This window comes from Haloarcula sp. S1AR25-4, assembly GCF_031624555.1.
In the GTDB taxonomy this organism is placed as follows: Archaea; Halobacteriota; Halobacteria; order Halobacteriales; family Haloarculaceae; genus Haloarcula; species Haloarcula pellucida.
The window spans coordinates 472,861-489,293 of the sequence record NZ_JAMQOR010000001.1 but is presented as its reverse complement, the minus strand read 5'-3'; the positions used below and the strand labels follow the sequence as shown (position 1 = coordinate 489,293).

At 65.9% G+C, this 16,433-nt stretch carries 13 protein-coding genes; 10 read left to right on the top strand and 3 right to left on the bottom strand.

The features are described from left to right. The 8 genes from NDI85_RS02605 (at position 1) to NDI85_RS02570 (ending at position 8,225) form a co-directional block, all read left to right on the top strand. Complete coding sequence (locus tag NDI85_RS02605) at positions 1 to 801, top strand: ABC transporter ATP-binding protein (RefSeq protein WP_188994909.1); 801 nt, start codon at positions 1 to 3, stop codon at positions 799 to 801. Beyond that, a complete protein-coding gene (locus NDI85_RS02600; RefSeq protein ID WP_310914817.1) occupies positions 798 to 1,496 on the top strand; it encodes an ABC transporter ATP-binding protein in 699 nt (232 codons plus the stop codon). Before NDI85_RS02605 ends, NDI85_RS02600 begins: the two co-directional genes overlap by 4 nt. Then, positions 1,493 to 2,482, top strand: coding sequence for a branched-chain amino acid ABC transporter permease (locus tag NDI85_RS02595; RefSeq protein ID WP_166969986.1), 990 nt, complete (start codon positions 1,493 to 1,495; stop codon positions 2,480 to 2,482). Before NDI85_RS02600 ends, NDI85_RS02595 begins: the two co-directional genes overlap by 4 nt. 115 nt (positions 2,483 to 2,597) lie before the next feature. Beyond that, the gene (locus NDI85_RS02590) at positions 2,598 to 3,800 is read left to right on the top strand and encodes a branched-chain amino acid ABC transporter permease (protein ID WP_396275515.1); all 1,203 of its coding nucleotides are present in this window, start codon (positions 2,598 to 2,600) and stop codon (positions 3,798 to 3,800) included. Next, positions 3,797 to 4,810 (top strand): 3-oxoacyl-ACP synthase, encoded by a 1,014-nt coding sequence (locus NDI85_RS02585; protein WP_310914816.1) that lies wholly within the window; start codon positions 3,797 to 3,799, stop codon positions 4,808 to 4,810. The genes NDI85_RS02590 and NDI85_RS02585 overlap by 4 nt, the downstream gene beginning before the upstream one ends. A gap of 55 nt (positions 4,811 to 4,865) precedes the next feature. After that, positions 4,866 to 5,666 (top strand): alpha/beta hydrolase, encoded by an 801-nt coding sequence (locus NDI85_RS02580; protein ID WP_310914814.1) that lies wholly within the window; start codon positions 4,866 to 4,868, stop codon positions 5,664 to 5,666. Next, complete coding sequence (locus tag NDI85_RS02575; protein ID WP_310914813.1) at positions 5,659 to 7,227, top strand: AMP-binding protein; 1,569 nt, start codon at positions 5,659 to 5,661, stop codon at positions 7,225 to 7,227. The genes NDI85_RS02580 and NDI85_RS02575 overlap by 8 nt, the downstream gene beginning before the upstream one ends. 89 nt (positions 7,228 to 7,316) lie before the next feature. Continuing rightward, a complete protein-coding gene (locus NDI85_RS02570) occupies positions 7,317 to 8,225 on the top strand; it encodes an NmrA/HSCARG family protein (protein WP_188994919.1) in 909 nt (302 codons plus the stop codon). 30 nt (positions 8,226 to 8,255) lie between these two features. Here the strand turns inward: NDI85_RS02570 and NDI85_RS02565 are convergent, their stop codons facing one another. The 3 genes from NDI85_RS02565 to NDI85_RS02555 form a co-directional block, all read right to left on the bottom strand. Continuing rightward, positions 8,256 to 11,102 carry a PAS domain S-box protein gene (locus NDI85_RS02565; RefSeq protein WP_310914812.1) on the bottom strand — a complete coding sequence of 949 codons (2,847 nt, stop codon included), beginning with the start codon at positions 11,100 to 11,102 and terminating at the stop codon, positions 8,256 to 8,258. A 148-nt stretch (positions 11,103 to 11,250) separates the two neighbouring features. Then, positions 11,251 to 12,501 carry a mandelate racemase/muconate lactonizing enzyme family protein gene (locus NDI85_RS02560; RefSeq protein WP_166970000.1) on the bottom strand — a complete coding sequence of 417 codons (1,251 nt, stop codon included), beginning with the start codon at positions 12,499 to 12,501 and terminating at the stop codon, positions 11,251 to 11,253. A 50-nt stretch (positions 12,502 to 12,551) separates the two neighbouring features. After that, on the bottom strand, positions 12,552 to 13,748 hold the full coding sequence (locus NDI85_RS02555) for an ABC transporter substrate-binding protein (RefSeq protein WP_310914811.1): 1,197 nt from the start codon (positions 13,746 to 13,748) through the stop codon (positions 12,552 to 12,554). A gap of 102 nt (positions 13,749 to 13,850) precedes the next feature. Between NDI85_RS02555 and NDI85_RS02550 the strand changes: the two genes are divergently transcribed. Together NDI85_RS02550 and NDI85_RS02545 are read left to right on the top strand one after the other, a co-directional pair. Further along, the gene (locus NDI85_RS02550; RefSeq protein ID WP_310914810.1) at positions 13,851 to 15,329 is read left to right on the top strand and encodes a methyl-accepting chemotaxis protein; all 1,479 of its coding nucleotides are present in this window, start codon (positions 13,851 to 13,853) and stop codon (positions 15,327 to 15,329) included. A 41-nt stretch (positions 15,330 to 15,370) separates the two neighbouring features. After that, positions 15,371 to 16,339, top strand: a complete 969-nt coding sequence (locus tag NDI85_RS02545) for a sugar phosphate isomerase/epimerase (RefSeq protein ID WP_188994926.1) — start codon at positions 15,371 to 15,373, stop codon at positions 16,337 to 16,339. Positions 16,340 to 16,433: the final 94 nt, after the last annotated feature.

Here is a 16,433-nt window from a genome sequence, read left to right as displayed (position 1 = left end):
ATGCTCCGTACGCGGGGACTGACCAAATCGTTCGGCGGCCTCGTCGCCGTCGACGACGTGGACTTCGAACTGGGGACCGAACTGTGCTCGCTCATCGGTCCCAACGGCGCCGGCAAGACCACGTTCTTCAACCTCCTCACGGGGGTACTCGAACCGACGGCGGGGACCGTCGAACTCCGCCGTGACGACGCGTGGGACGACATCACCGACGCGTCACCACACGAGACGGCCCAGCGGGGCATCCACCGCTCGTATCAGGTGACGAACGTCTTCCCGAACTCTACGGTGTTAGAGAACGTCCGCATCGCCGAGCAAGCCGCCGGCAACGACTCGACGGCGCTCTGGCGGAACGTCGACCACTTCGAGGCGTACGCCGAACGCGCCTACGCGAAACTCGACCGGGTGGGGCTGTCCCACCGGGCCGAGGAGGCCGCGAGTACGCTGAGCCACGGCGCCAAGCGGAAACTGGAGGTCGCGGTCGCACTGGCAGGCGACCCGGCGGTCCTCCTGTTGGACGAACCGAACGCCGGCGTCTCCTCGGAGAGCGTCGACGAGGTGCGTGACCTCATCGAGGACGTCGCCGAGGACCACGCCGTCCTGCTGGTCGAACACAACATGGACATCGTGATGGACGTCTCCGAACGCGTCGTCGTCCTCCATCAGGGGGCCGTCATCGCCGACGGCCCGCCGGAGGACGTTCGGTCGAACCCGGACGTGCAGTCTGCGTATCTCGGCGGCTACGAACCGGGGAGCCTCGACGACGGCGCGGCATCCGGGGACCCAGAGGGGGGACTCTCGTGAGTCTCCTCGAACTCGACGGCGTCCACGCCTACTACGGCGACAGCCACATCCTCGAAGGGGTCGACCTCTCGGTCGAGGACGGCGAGGTCGTCGCCCTCGTCGGCCGCAACGGCGTCGGCAAGACGACGACGCTCCGTTCGATTCTCCAGTTGACGCCGCCTCGCGAGGGCGAGATTCGCTTCCGGGAGGCGTCGCTGGTCGGACTGGAGACCCACGAGGTAGCCCAGCAGGGCGTCGGGTGGATTCCCGAGGACCGCCGGATCTTCTCGCAGTTGACCGTCGAGGAGAACCTCCGCGCGGCGATTCCCGGATCCGACGGCGTCTCTGACGGACTGGCACTCGCCTTCGACTCGTTCCCGATCCTCGAAGAGCGCCGTCGACAGGAGGCCGGGACGCTCTCGGGCGGCCAACAGCAGATGCTCGCCATCGCCCGCGGCCTCGTCGGCGAGAACGACCTGCTCTTGGTGGACGAACCGAGCGAGGGACTCGCCCCGCAGATCGTCGCCGACGTCGCTGAGGCGCTGTCGGACGCAAGCGAGGACGCGACGATGCTCCTCGTCGAGCAGAACCTCCCGCTGGCGCTGGACCTCGCCGACCGGTTCTACATCGTCGACAACGGCCGCGTCGTAGACACTGGCGACGCCGACGCGGTGAGTGCCGACGACGAACGGTTCAGGAGGTACCTCTCGGCATGATTCTGGAAACGCTCGCGGACTTCCTCACCGTCTCCGAACTCGGGAGCGTACTCGTCGAGGGCCTCGCGAAGTCCGCACTGTACGTGATGATCGCGAGCGGGCTGACCCTCATCTTCGGCCTGATGGGCGTGTTGAACTTCGCACACGGGTCGCTGACGATGGTCGGCGCGTACCTCGGCGGGCTGGTCATGGTCCTCACGGTCAGCCAGTCGACGGGACTGGTCGGCCGCCTCGGCCTCTTTTTCGTCGCCATCGTCCTCGTCTTCGGTGCGCTGACGCTGCTGGGCGGCGCCATCGAGACGACGATCATCAGACCGCTGTACGACCGCCCGCCGATCTACCAGATTCTGCTCACTTTCGGCCTGACGCTCGTCGTCGACGAAGTGGTCCGCATCGTTCTCGGTCTGTACGGGATGCAACCGCTCTCGGACTGGCAGGCGGCGCTTGCGACCAAGCCACAGTTGCTCCGGGAACCGGCGGCGCTCGGCCCCATCGAGGTGCGGTGGCTCTCCGTCTTCGAGATTCTGCTCGGCGTGCTCACCGTCGCCGCCATCTGGGCGTTCCTCACCCGTACCCGGTACGGCCTCTACATCCGCGCCGGCAGTGAGGACACGGAGATGGCGTCGGCACTCGGAATCGACGTGCGACAGGTGTTCACCGTCGTCTTCGCGCTGGGTATCGGCCTCGCTGGCGCGGCCGGCACGCTCCTGATGTGGGACGTGGCGTGGGGCGCAAGCGTTCCCCTCGCCGCCGAGACGCTGCTGCCGGCGTTCATCGTCGTCATCGTCGGCGGCCTCGGTACGTTCCGTGGCACCGTCGTCGCCTCGCTCGTCGTCGGGATGACCGACTCGACGATGACGTGGTGGTTCCAGAACTACGTCACGTTCACCGGCCTCCCCGAACTGATGTTGTTCCTCGTGCTGGTCGTCACGCTCATCGTGCGGCCACAGGGACTGTTCGGCGTCGAGGAGGTGGGCGGCCATTAGCACCGACACCGACACCCAGTCCGCCGCCGTGGCTGGGCTCGACTGGCCGACCGATTACCTCCGTGCGCACGTGCCACATCTGGCGATAGTGTCGCTGCTGGCGCTGTACCCCTCCATCTACCACCTGCTCGCGAACTCGCTGGGCCTCTACGAGGCGGAGATTCTCCTGCCGGGCGTGGAGACGATGACGGCCGTCCTGTACTTCGGCCTGTTCGCGATGTCGTTCGACTTCATCAGCGGCTACACCGGCTATCTCTCCTTCGGCCACGCGGCGTTCTACGGCACCGGCGCGTACACGGTCATCCTCGTCGCGAACGGGGCCGTGCCGCTGCTCGGACCGGGGACGCCGTTCGTCGTGTCGCTGCTCGTCGCCGGTCTTCTGGCGGTCCTGCTGGCGCTGGTCGTCGGCCTCGTCTCCTTTCGCCTCTCGGGGGTCTACTTCGCCATGATTACGCTCGGCTTCGCGCAGGTGCTGTACGTGTTCATCCGCGGGTGGGACTACGTGGCGAGGAACCCGCGGGACGGTCCCTCTGTTGGGCCGACCCACTCCGAAGGGTTCCAGCTAGGCGTCCCCGGCGTCGACCAGTTGAACGTCGCCATCGGCGTCCTCACCGGCGACGAGGTGACGATGCTGGGCCACACGCTCGGTGGCACCGCCGTCTCCTACTACGCCATCGGCGCGGTGGTCCTGCTCTGTTACTTCGCCATGCAGCGCATCATCCACTCCCCGTTCGGTCGCGTGATGATCGCCATCCGGGAGAACGAGGAGCGCGCCGTCGCCATCGGCTACGACACCTATCGCTACAAACTGGCGGCCTTCGCGGTCAGCGGCTTCTTCGCCGCCATCGCCGGCGGTCTGTTCGCCGGCTTCCGCCGCTCTGCCAGCCCCGAGAACTCCTTTTACTTCCTGACGACCGGCGACGCCCTGCTGGCGAGCATCATCGGCGGGTTCGGGACGCTGGCCGGCCCGCTGTTTGGCCGTCTGTTCGACGAGACTGTCCGGGAGTTCCTCTCGAAGTCCGGGCAGGGCGGCGGCCTCCTCCCCTATCTCCGGGCCGGTCTCGGCGAGGAGACGCTGTCGACCCCCGTCGTGGGGAACACGAGCCTCGGGACGCTCATCGACACCCTGCTCAACGGCCACGCGAGCCTCTACATCGGTATCGTGTTCGTCCTGTTCGTCCTCTACGTCCCAGACGGACTGCTCGGAACCGTCCGACAGCGCGTCGGCGGAAAGCTCGCACACGTCTCGGCTGTGCGGTTCGGTGACGGGTCGACCGCGAACGCGACCACCGACGACGCGACCGGGGAGGAGGAATGACGGTTCACGTCACCGGTCTCGGAACGTACCTCCCGGACGTGGTCCTCACCGGCGCGGACATCGCCGCTCGGACCGACATCCCCGAGGCGGTAGTCGTCGAGAAGATGGGCGTCAGACAGAAGCACGTCTGTCCACCCGACGAGGACCACCCCGCGGAGATGTGCGTCGCCGCCGCCGAGGACGCCCTCGCTGACGCGGCCCTCCGGCCCGACGAACTCGATGCGGTGCGCTATCACGGCAGCGAGTTCAAGGACTACGTCGTCTGGAACGCCGCCGCGGCCGTCGCCCACACCCTCGGTGCGGACGGCGCGTCGGCCACCGAGAGCTACGCCCTGTGTGCCGGCCTGCCCGTCGCTCTGCGGGAGGCCCGCGCACTGCTCGATGCGGACGCCGGGATGGACCGAATCCTGCTCGTCGCCGCCAGCCGCGAGGAGGACCTCGTCGACTACGACGACCCCGACACCTCGTTCATGTTCAACTTCGGGAGCGGTGCCACGGCGCTAGTACTGGAGGCGGATGCGCCCAACCGCGCGCTCGCTCGCGTCCGCGAGAGCGCCTCGCTGACGGACGGTAGCTTCAGCGAGGACGTGGTGATGCCAGCCGGCGGGACGCGGCGACCGCCGAGCGAGGACTCGGTCGCGAACGACGACCACGCGCTCCGCGTCCCGGACCACGAGCGGATGAAACGCCGCCTCGGTGAGGTGAGTCTGCCGAACTTCAGGCAGGTGGCCGACGAGGCGCTCGACCGCTCGGGCTACGACCGCGCCAACATCGACTTCGCCGCCATCACGCACATGAAGCGCTCGTTCCACGAGACGCTGTGTGAGAACTTCGGCCTCGGGCCAGACGACCACCTGTATCTGGACGAGTACGGCCACGTCCAGAGCTGTGACCAGGGGCTGGCGCTCGACGAGGCGCGGGACGACCTCACCGCCGGCGACGTCGTCCTCTGTCTCGCCGCCGGCACCGGGTACACGTGGGCGGCCTCGGTGCTGGAGTGGTGTGCCTGACGACGTTCACATGGTAACGTTTCCCTTGAAAGGGGTTCCGTGACTATCCTACGATATGCCAGACGCGTACAACGACGGCGTCCGTCTCGCCTACGAACGCGAGGGACCCGTCGACGCCGAGACAGTGGTGTTCGTCGAGGGACTGGGCTACGGTCGGTGGATGTGGCGCTGGACCCGCCGCGCCGTCGACGACTACGAGACGATTCTCTGGGACAACCGCGGCACCGGGGCGTCTAGCGAACCGGAAGGACCGTACACCGTCGAGCAGATGGCGGGCGACCTCTCGGCAGTGCTGGACGACGCCGATGTCGACGCGGCACACGTCGTCGGCGCGAGCATGGGTGGAATGATAGCCCAGCAGTTCGCGTTAGACGACGACCGCGCCGAGTCGCTGACGCTCATGTGTACGTCGCCGGGTGGCCCCGAGGCCGTTCCGGTGCCCGAGGAGACACAGGCGCGGATGTACGAGGTCCCCGAGGGCTACGACGAACGGGAAGCTATCCGGCACAAGATGGCCCCCGCCCTGACGGACGCGTTCGCCGACGAGAACCCCGACCTGATAGAGCGAATCGTCGACTGGCGACTCGACAGCGACGCCAGCGACCGGGCCAGAGAGTTGCAGGGCGCGGCCGTCGCCGAGTTCGACGTCTCGGACCGACTCGACGAGATTCGGCTTCCGGCGCTGGTTCTCCACGGCACCGCCGACCGCGTCGTGCCGGTCGAAAACGGCGAACTGCTAGCCGAGGGGCTACCCGACGCCGAGTTCCATCGGCTAGAGGGCGCACCCCACCTCCTGTTCGTCGAACGCGCCGAGGACGTGAACGACTACCTCACGGAGTTCTTAGAGGATGTCTGAGTTCGCCAGCGGTCCGCAGGAGTGGGTGGGCGCGTGGAGCGAGAAGCGGGCCGCCCTGACGCCGGACCGCGACGGCCTCGTAGACGCGACGACGGGCGCTCGGTTCACCTACGCCGACCTCGACCGCCGGGCGAACCGGACCGCGCGACTCCTCCGGGAACACGGCGTCGAAGACGGCGGTCGGGTCGCCGTCGTCTCGCGTAACTGTCCCGAAGTCGTCGACCTGTTCTTTGCGACGGGCAAGACCGGCGGCGTCCTCGCACCGCTCTCACATCGCCTCGCGCCGCCGGAACTGGGTGAACTCCTCGAACGCGTCGACCCCGCGCTGCTCGTCGTCGAGACGCCGTTCCTCGCCGACGTGCGCGGGGCGATGGCCGAGACAGACAGCCTCGATACGGACGTGCTCGCTGTCGAGGCGAGCGACGGAGCAGGCGACGGGGCCGACGTCGACGCGCCGACCTACGCCGAGTCCCTGCCGGCACCCGACTCACCCGTCGAGACGGCCACGCTCTCGCCCGAAGACCCTCATCTGCTGCTCCACACCGGGGGGTCGACCGGGACCCCGAAGGAGACGGTCATCACCCACCGCGGCGTCGTCTGGAACTCGCTGAACACCATCACGGCATGGGGGCTGCGCGACGACGACGTGACGCCGATGGTGTTCCCGATGTTTCACACGGGCGGATGGAACGTCATCACGGTCCCGCTCTGGCACATGGGTGGCACCGTCGTCATCGCGCGGGAGTTCGACCCCGGCGAGTTGCTCCGCGTGATAGACGAGGAAGGCGGGTCGGTGCTGGTGGCGGTGCCGGCAGTCCTGCGGATGATGACCGACCACGAGCGGTGGGCGGACACCGATCTCTCTTCGCTCCGCGTTGCTAAGTCCGGTGGCGGCCCCTGTCGTCAGTCGGTGATGGAGACGTGGTGGGACCGCGGTATCGACCTCTCGCAGGGCTATGGCCTCACCGAGTGCGGCCCGAACAACTTCGCGATGCCCGAGGGGTGGCCCCGCGAGAAGGCCGACGCCGTCGGGACACCGGCGATGCACGTCGCCGCGCGAGTCGTCGAGGACGGCGAGGCAGTCGAGACCGACGCCATCGGGGAACTCCAACTGCGCTCGCCCCACGCCGCCGCCGGCTACCTCGACAATCCCGACGAGACCGAGGCGACGTTCGGAAGCGGGTGGGTCGCGACGGGTGACCTCGCTCGCGTCGACGAGGACGGCTACTACCACATCGAGGGGCGAAAGAAAGATCTGTTCGTCAGCGGCGGCGAGAACGTCTATCCGGCGGAAGTCGAAGACGCCATCGCCGACTACGACGCCGTCGCCGAGTGCGTGGTCGTCCCCGTCTCCGACGACCAGTGGGGGCAGGTCGGAAAAGCCGTGGTCGAACTGACGCCGGGCGTGGCGGCGTTCTCGCTAGACGCCCTGCGCTCGTTCCTCGACGGGCGCCTCGCGCGGTTCAAACATCCTCATCACCTCGCGTTCGTCGACGAGATGCCGACGAGCGGCCCCGACAAGATAGACCGGCAGGCCGTCACCGAGCGGTTCGGCGAGTGAGGTCCCGTTACCCGGTGACAGCGACACCACCCAGTTACGTCGAGTATCGGGTACACTCATACCGACCGGCGCCGAAGTGTTAGCTGACTATGGTTTCAGTGTCGAGCGTCCTCGTCGTCGGTGCGACCGGGAATCAGGGCGGCGCGGTCGTTGACCACCTCCTCGCCGCCGACACCGACTTCGAGGTGTACGGACTGACCAGAGACACAGACAGCGACGCCGCGCGCGCACTCGCGGCCCGGGGCGTGACGATGGTCGAGGGGGACCTCTACGGCCCCGAGAGCTTCCGCGACCACGTCGCGGCCGTCGACGGCGTCTTCGCCGTCACCAACTTCTGGACCGAGGGGTACGACGGACAGGTCCAGCAGGGCCAGAACCTCGCCGACGTGGCCGCCGAAGAGGGCGTCGAGCAGTTCGTCTTCAGCGGCGTGGGCGGCCACGAGCGTGACACCGGCATCCCGCACTTCGAATCCGCGTGGGAGATAGAGCAGTACGCGCGGGACCGCGGACTCCCGATGACGGTCCTCCAACCGACGTTCTTCTACCAGAACCTGGAGGGGTTCGTCGAGAGCATCGTCGAGGACCGGACGCTCGCGTTCCCCCTCGAAGCGGGCGTGGGGTTGCAGATGGTCGACGTGGCCGACGTCGGCCACGCCGCGGCCGTCGCCTTCGAACGGCCGGACGAGTTCGTCGGCGAGCGCTACGAACTGGCTGGCGACGAGAAGACGCTCGACGAGACCGCCGCACTCGTCTCCGAGGTGTCTGGCCTCGACGTCGAGGCGTATCACGTCCCCATCGACGAGGCCGCCGCCCAGTTCGGCGAGGAGTTCGCCGTCATGTGCGAGTGGTTCAACGAGGTCGGCTACGACGCCGACGTGGCGGCGCTCGAAGCGACGTTCGGCTTCGAGTTCGCCGACCTCGAAACCTACCTCCGTGCCCACGGGTGGGAGGACAAGTCCGAGATGGACCAAGTGCCCGGGTGGGTCAAGGCGTCGTAGGTACCCTCGGGCCCCGTCTCGACGTCGACCTCACTCGACGCGCTCGACGCCGGCTATTTCGAACCTCGCCCCGCCCTCGGCGCTCTCGGAGAGGGTCACGTCCCACCCGTGGGCGTCGGCGATGCGGTCGACGATGGCGAGTCCGAACCCGGTACCGTCGGGACTGTTCGAGTAGCCGCTCTCGAACACCCGCTGGCGTTCGTCCGGGGATATGCCCGGCCCGTCGTCCTCGACGTAGAAGCCCGTCCCGTCGTCCAGCGGCCCGACTCGGACAGTCACCGACTCACCGACGGTGTCGGCGTCTTCGACGGCCGAACGACCGCGTTCCACACTGTCGTCGGACGCCGTCTGACTGCCCGTCGAGCCATGCTCCACGCTGTTGCCGAAGAGGTTCTCCAGCAGTTGTTTGAACCGACTCTCGGAAGCGTAGATACGGCCGGTCGCGTCGGCGTGGAGCGTGGCCGCACCGGTCGCGACGTTCTGCCAGCAGGCGGTGACGAGTCTGTCGACGTCGACCGGTTCCGTCTCGTCGATGCTCTGGCCGCTCCGGGCCATCGAGAGTAGCTCTTCGATCAGTTGGTCCATCCGCGCGAGCGCACGCTTGCCTCGTTCGAAGTGTTCTGTGTCACCGGTCGCCTCGGCCAGTTCCAGCGAGCCTTCGAGGACGCTGAGCGGGTTCCGAAGGTCGTGGCTGACGACGCTCGCGAACTCCTCCAATCGCTTGTTCTGTCGAGTGAGTTCCGACTCTCGCTCACGAAGGAGCGACTCGCGTTCGACGCGCTGGAGCGCGACCGTGAGCGTCGACACGAGGATGTCGAGGATGGCCCTGTCCGTCTCACTGAAGGCGTCCGTCCTTGCCGCAGAGACGATGAACACACCGTAGTCTGTCACGGGATAGATTATGCCACTGCCCGCCGGCGTGTTTCCCGCCAACCGGTCGTCGTCGTCGGTATCCTCGACGTAGAGCGGGTCCGAACCCTCGAACACCTCCCAGACGACCGATGCGACGGGGTCGTCGCTGTCACGCTCGTATTCGGGTGCTTCGTCGATACCCCCCCGAACACAGTCCGCGTCGGTGACGAGCGTCAATCGCTGCCCGTCCTCACTGAGGGCGTGGTAGCCGGTAATCTCGGCGCCGATGACTTCCCGTGCCGTCTGGACGGCGACCTGCGCGCTCCGTTCGGCTGTCTGGGTCGCCATCAGCGCTCGCGTCCGCCGCTGGATTAGTTCGAGTTTCTCTACCTGTTCTTTCCGTTCGGTCACGTCTCGGACGACACAGACGAGTCCGCCGTCGTCGAGACGCGTCAACGACACCTCCTGTGGGAACGTCTCACCGTCCGCTCGAACACCGGTGGCCTCGCCCAACCACTCGCCCGACTCGCGGAATTCGGGGAGCACCTCGCGTCCGAGCCGCTCTATTTCTGTCTCCGAGTAGCACATCCGCCAACTCTCGCCGAGGAACGCCGCCGGGTCGTCGTAGCCGTACACCTCTGCGTGGGCCTGATTGACGAAGACGTACTCGTCGTTCGCGTCTAAAATCGCCATACCGTCGGTGGTCGATGCGAGGGCCGTAGAGCGCGCTTCGAGTTGTTGCTGTCGGGCCTTGTGGTCGGAGATGTCCCTGCTGTTCACTACGAACTGCACCTCTCCACCGACCTGTGCGCGGCGGATGTGGACTTCTGCGGGGAACGTAGTGCCATCGCGACGACGGAACTTCGTCTCCAGTTCGAACCGGTCGCCGTCGTCGAGGCGCTCCCAGATGCGGTTGGCCTCGTCTACCTCGACGTTTACGTCGATGTCCCAGACGGACATTCTGACGAGTTCCGACTTGGTGTACCCCAACTCCTCGCAGAGCGTGGGATTCGCATCGACGATGGTTCCCTCGGCGTCGTGAACCGCGATCATGTCCGGCGAGTTGTCGAAGAGGCTTTCCAGACGCGTGGTCGTCCGTTCGAGTTCCGTCCGTGTCTGCTGTGCCTGTATCGCGTGTGCGATGTCGTCCCCGAGTTCGGACAGGAGCGTCCGTTCCGAATCGTCGAAGGCGCTCGGCCGGTCGGCGTAGACGGCGAGGAGGCCGTAGCAGGTCCCCTCGTACGACAACGGGATCGCGGCGACGGCTCGGAACCCGTAGGTCAGTGCATCCTCTCGCCACGGTTCGAATGCGGGGTCGCTACGGATGTCCTGCGAGACGGCTATCTGCCCCGTTCTGAACGCTCTGCCTGCCGGACCCTGTCCGGTCGGCGTCTCGTCGACAGTGATCGTCACGCCGTCGAGATACGAGGCATCGACCCCCGCCCAGTTCGTCGGTTCGATGGTCTCAGTCTCGGGGTCGTGCCGACCCACCCACGCGAACCGGTACGGCTCCGCGTCGCTGAGTAACTCACAGACGCGGCGCTCTATCGCCTCTCGTGAGTCGGTACGGACCAGCGCCCGATTGATCCCCCGCATCACACGGCTCACACGCTCTTGCTCCGCCGCTCGCCGAGCAGCCCGGTGCTTCTCGACGGCGGTCCGTATGCGATCTGACAGCACCTCGTAGCGTTCGCTGCCGCCCTGGTTCCGTAGATAGGCCGTTGCACCCATTGTCATCGCCTCGCTCGCCACCGCCTCGGACCCGTCGGCGGCGAACAGGACGAACGGAAGATCGGGATACGTCGTACGAACCGCATCGAGGAATTCCAATCCGTCGCGATTTGCCATCTCGAACGCCGAGACGACACAGTCGATAGTGGCCGCATCGAGTACTGCCATCCCCCCGGATACGGTCGTCGCCGTTCGGACGGAAAGCCGCTCATCGGTCCGTTCGAGACGTTCAGCCGTCGACTCCGCGAGTTGGGCGTCGTCGTTCACGTAGAGGACGGGAACCCCGTCAGCCATGCCACATAGTACATTTGAGTGAACAAGTAGCTATCGTCACATTTTATTATGTGATATTCGGGAGTGACGACGAACAGGTCCGGGACACAGCAGTCGTCCGGGTACACAGCGGTCGAAAGAGCGACGCAGAAACGGGTCGAAGCGGCCGTTACGCCTCGTCGAAGAGGGTGTCGCCGTCGACCATGTGTTCCTCGACGGCGTCCATGTCGAGGGTGAGGCCGAGACCCGGCTCTTCGGGAATCTCGATGTAGCCACCTTCGATGACGTCCTCCTCGACGAGGTCCTCCCACCAGCCGAGTTCGTAGGAGTGGTACTCGACGGCCAGCGAGTTCGGCACGGCGGCGCCGACGTGAGCGCTCGCCATCGTCGCGATGGGCGAGGAGACGTTGTGCATCGCCACCGGGATGTAGTACTGGTTGGCGACGTCTGCGACTTTCCGGGTCTCACGCATCCCGCCGACCTTCGGCATGTCGGGCGCGATCATGTCGACCGCCTGATTCTCGATGAGGCGGCGCTCCTCGGTCACGCGGTAGCGGTTCTCACCGACGGTGATGGGCGTCGTCGTCGACTTCGTGACCTCCTCCTGCACTTCGAGGTTCTCCGGCGGGACGGGGTCTTCGAGCCACCAGACGTCGTACTCCTCGATGGCGTCGGCCAGACGCTTTCCGGAGCCACCGGAGAACGTCCAGTGACAGTCGAAGGCCACGTCGGCGCGGTCCTTGACGCGTTCGGTGACCTTCTCGACGATCTCGGCCTTGTGGCGGATCTCGCCCGGGCGGAGGTGACGGTTCGCTCGGTCCTTCTCCAGTCCGCTGGGCACGTCGAGGTCGAACTTGAGGGCGTCGTAGCCCAGTTCCTCGACGACGCGCTCTGCCTCGTCGGCGCAAGCCTCGGCGTCGGCCTCCTCCTCGGTGTGACAGTCACAGTAGACGCGCATCTCGTCGCGGTACTTGCCACCGAGGAGCTGGTAGGCCGGAATCTCCAGAATCTTTCCGGCGAGGTCGTGGAGTGCGACCTCGATGCCCGCGATGGCGGTGACGGTGACGCCCTCGACGGAACCCTCGCCGGACATCTTCTGGATGAGGTGTTCGTAGAGGCGGTCGATGTCGAGTGGGTTCTCGCCCACCACGAACGGCTTCATGCGCTCGATGAGTTCCGGGACACCGGCTCCCCAGTAGGCCTCGCCGGTACCCACGATACCGGCGTCGGTGTAGATGCGCACGAGCGTCCACGGGAAGTTCCCGTCGACCATCGTCGTCTGGACGTCCGTAATCTCGACGTCGCGGCCACCGCCGCGTTTCGCCGTGACGCCCATCGTCTCCGAGGAGAGTTCGCGCATCGTATACTCAGCGTTGGGGTCGTGCAGGTCAGCGTAGTCTACGTCGTTCGCCAATCCCATGGTGGTGGCTTGCTAGGCCCGTTACAAAAGTGTAGAGGAATCGGTTCCGACTACGCGGACGTGTCCAGCGCGGCGACGACTTCGTCGGCGACGGCTTCGGGGTCCCACGACGAGACGAACGACGACATGGCCGTCTTGAGTTCGATGAGTTGATCCGGCCGGACGCCCAGTCCGTGGGTTATCGACAGCGGTTGCGCCGTCGACTGCTGGAACGCGGTCTGCTGTTCCTGCAGGAACGGCGTGAACGCGGACGTGTCCACGTCGGTACGGGGTGGGATGGATCCCTTCTTCTGATTGAACCGCTTCTGACCGTCGGCAGAGCCAACGTAGGAGAGGAACGTCGAGACAGTCTCCGGGTTGTCGGTCGCGTTAGCGGCGATGACCGCGTCCATGTTCATCGCGTACAGGCCGTCGGTCCCGGGGAACGGCACGTGGTCCCAGTGGGTTCCGTAGTCGAACTGCGCGGACTCGGTGTACGCTCCGGCCGCCCAGTCGCCCTGATGGAAGAAGACGGACTCGCCGTCGACGAACCGCTCGTTGGCCCCCGTAAGCGACAGATAGAGTTTGTCCTCGGTCGCCACTTCGGCGTACTGTCTGACGATGTCGAGGGCGTCGACGATCGCTCGACGGTGGGCCGCCGCGGCGTCGTCCGTGACGCCGCGGAACGTCTCGTGGCCGTGTTCGCCCAGCAACACCGTCTCCCACATCTGGAGGACCGTCCACGGGTTCTTCATCGGGAACAGCATCCCGGTGTGGTCGGTTTCGGCGTCGATGCGCCGGAGTTCCTCCGCGAACGCGCGCGGACTGTCGATAGTGGCGGGGTCGAGTCCCAGTTCCTCCGCTTGCCGCACGTCGTAAAAGAGGTTGTTGATGCGGTGGATGTTCAGCGGCACCGCACGGTACGTGCCGTCGAACGTCGCGGCCTCTCGTGGGCCGTCGAGGTAGTACTGCTCCATGTCGCTGTCCTCCCAGACGGCCGTGACGTCCCCCAGAACGGAAGCGTCCTCGTACGGTTTGAGGTTCTTGCCCGGCCACTCCATCCAGACGTCCGGCGGACTCTCCTTGAGGATGCGACTCTTGACCTCCAGACTCAGGTTCTCGTCCGCGACGTCGTTCATCGAGACGTCCGGATGTCGCTGGCTGAACCCCTCGAACAACGCGTCGAGTGCCGCGCCGCCGTCGCCACCGACCAACCGGTGTAGCAACTCACCGCTTTCGCCCCCACCGATGGACGTAGAACGTGACATACCATCCCGTCGCTATCGAGTCGTTAAGAAATTTCCCCGCCCGTTCTCATTCGTGATTTTTCAGGCATGATGATTTATATCCCCCATCTCAAAAGGAGTCGTATGGTTGACTGGCAACAACGGGGCGTGGCGCTGGCCGTGGTGGGACAGTTCGGCCACGCGTTATTTCAGGTACTCGTGTTCGGGTTCGCACCGACCGAGCTGATACCGGTTCTCTCTGGAGCGGGGTTCGTCGTCGGCGGCACGACGGCAGTCTACTCCGTTCGATACGTGCAGGCCGAACACGAACGTATCGCGACCGACCGGGACGCGCTGGAACGCGAGCGTGACCGTCTCGAAGACGAACTGGAGCGGACGCGAGTACTCCGGGACGAACTCGTCGTCGATCTGGCCTCGGCGCGGGCCAAACGCCGCGAGCAGGGCCCGCCGACGGCGGGCACGCAGCTAGCACCGCTGGCTGACGGTGGCGTCGCGGGGAGCGTGACGGTCGACGACCTGAACGGCTATCTCGACGCCTGCTGTCAGACGCTCGATGCGGCAAGCGAAGGCGACCTCCGACAGCGGATGGACGCCGAGACGCCCTCGGCCTCGCTCAACGACCTCGCACGGGAGTTCAACGAGCTTGCGGACGCCTTCGAACAGACTATCGACACGGCGAGTGAGTTCTCCGAGGACGTCGCCGGCTCGTCAGAGCAGGTGTCTGCCGCGACCGACGCGGTCAAAGAGGCCTCCGAGAGCGTCGCCGGGACCGTCCAGGAGATCGCGGACGTGTTCCACGAACAGCACCAGCAGATCTCGACGATCAGTCAGGAGATGTCCGACATGTCCGCGACCATCGAGGAGATAGCCGCCTCCTCGAACGAGGTCACGGAGATGGCCAAGAAGACCGAAAAGCGGACCGTCGAAGGTATCGAGGCGGGCCGAGAGGCCCACGAGACCATGGCGACGACCGTCGACCAGACCGACGACGTCGTCGAGACGGTCCAGACGCTCGACGACCAGATGGAGGAGGTCGGGAATATCGTCGACCTCATCGACAACATCGCCGAGCAGACGAACATCCTCGCGCTCAACGCCTCGATCGAGGCCGCACACGCCTCCTCCGGGGCCGAGAACAACGGCTTCGGCGTCGTCGCCGACGAGGTGAAATCGCTCGCCGAGGAGACCAAAGACGCCACGAACCAGATAGAAAACCGTATCGAGGACATCCAAGAGCAGACCGAGGACGCCGTCGACGAGATAACCGAGATGCAGGACTCCGTCGAGGACGGACAGGAAGCCGTCGACGAGGGACTGGAAGCCCTCGAATCGATCATGGAACACGTACAGGAGACCAGTTCCGGCGTCAAGGAGATCAGCAACGCCACCGACGATCAGGCGGCCACCTCCGAGGAGGTCGCCTCTATCGCCGACGACGTGGCAAAGACCTCCCGCAAGAACGTCGAGGAGGCCGAACACGTCGCCGCCATCGCCGAAGAGCAGAACCTCGCACTCGGCGAGATGTACGTCAACGTCCGGATGCTCACCATGCGCGCACAGCAACTCAGCACGCTGTTCGACCGGTACGAGACGGCCGACTGAGCCCCCGAATTTTTATCGCAACACCGGTTGTAAATCGCCGTATGCAAATCGGTGTCTTGACTGTCCCACTCGGTGACCGACCGCTCTCGGATGCACTGTCCTATCTCGACGACATCGGCGTCGGAGCGGTGGAACTCGGCTGTGGCGGGTTCCCCGGTGACGACCATCTCCCGCGCGAGGAGTACCTCGGCGACGAGGACGCACAGGCCGACCTCCACGAACTGCTCGACGAACACGGGATGGACGTGAGCGCGTTGGCGACCCACAACAACCCGCTCCACCCCGACGAGGAGCGGGCGGCCGAGGCGGACACGGAACTGCGGGAGGCCATCGAACTGGCCGACCAGTTGGGCGTCGACGCGGTCACCTGCTTCTCCGGACTCCCGGCCGGCGGACCCAACGACGAAGTGCCCAACTGGGTGACCGCGCCGTGGCCCGGCGAACACGCCGACGCCCACGAGTACCAGTGGGAGGTCGCCGTCGAGTACTGGACCGACCTCGCCGACCACGCCGCCGCCCACGACGTCGACGTCGCCATCGAGATGCACCCCAACATGCTCGTCTACGAGCCACACGGAATGCTCGAACTCAGGGAGGCGACCAACGAGTACATCGGCGCGAACTTCGACCCTTCGCACCTCTACTGGCAGGGCATCGACGTCACCGCCGCCATCCGACTGCTCGGCGACCACGACGCCATCCACCACTTCCACGCCAAAGACACCAAAGTCTACGAAGAGAACGCCCGCGAGAAGGGCGTCCTCGACACGACGGGCTACACCGAGGAAGCGGACCGGTCGTGGCTGTTTCGCTCCATCGGCTACGGTCACGGCGAACAACACTGGAAAGACGTCGTCTCGACCCTGCGGATGGTCGGCTACGACGGCGCGCTCTCCATCGAACACGAGGACTCGCTCACCAGCGCCCGCGAAGGGCTAGAGAAAGCCGTCGACGTACTCGACCGCGCGGTCTTCGAAACGCAACCCGGCGACGCCTACTGGGCGGAATAACTACGACCAATGACTACGAAATCACTCGATATCGGCGTACTGGGGTATCGCTCCACGGCCACCTTTTTCCGCTTCGGGTCGCATGCGGCGACCA

Bases quoted from the DNA above. Each gene is read 5' to 3' on its own strand.
- NDI85_RS02605 (WP_188994909.1), top strand. From the start codon at position 1: ATGCTCCGTACGCGGGGACTGACCAAATCGTTCGGCGGCCTCGTCGCC.
- NDI85_RS02595 (WP_166969986.1), top strand. From the start codon at position 1,493: ATGATTCTGGAAACGCTCGCGGACTTCCTCACCGTCTCCGAACTCGGG.
- NDI85_RS02585 (WP_310914816.1), top strand. From the start codon at position 3,797: ATGACGGTTCACGTCACCGGTCTCGGAACGTACCTCCCGGACGTGGTC.
- NDI85_RS02580 (WP_310914814.1), top strand. From the start codon at position 4,866: ATGCCAGACGCGTACAACGACGGCGTCCGTCTCGCCTACGAACGCGAG.
- NDI85_RS02575 (WP_310914813.1), top strand. From the start codon at position 5,659: ATGTCTGAGTTCGCCAGCGGTCCGCAGGAGTGGGTGGGCGCGTGGAGC.
- NDI85_RS02570 (WP_188994919.1), top strand. From the start codon at position 7,317: ATGGTTTCAGTGTCGAGCGTCCTCGTCGTCGGTGCGACCGGGAATCAG.
- NDI85_RS02565 (WP_310914812.1), bottom strand. From the start codon at position 11,102: ATGGCTGACGGGGTTCCCGTCCTCTACGTGAACGACGACGCCCAACTC.
- NDI85_RS02560 (WP_166970000.1), bottom strand. From the start codon at position 12,501: ATGGGATTGGCGAACGACGTAGACTACGCTGACCTGCACGACCCCAAC.
- NDI85_RS02555 (WP_310914811.1), bottom strand. From the start codon at position 13,748: ATGTCACGTTCTACGTCCATCGGTGGGGGCGAAAGCGGTGAGTTGCTA.
- NDI85_RS02550 (WP_310914810.1), top strand. From the start codon at position 13,851: ATGGTTGACTGGCAACAACGGGGCGTGGCGCTGGCCGTGGTGGGACAG.
- NDI85_RS02545 (WP_188994926.1), top strand. From the start codon at position 15,371: ATGCAAATCGGTGTCTTGACTGTCCCACTCGGTGACCGACCGCTCTCG.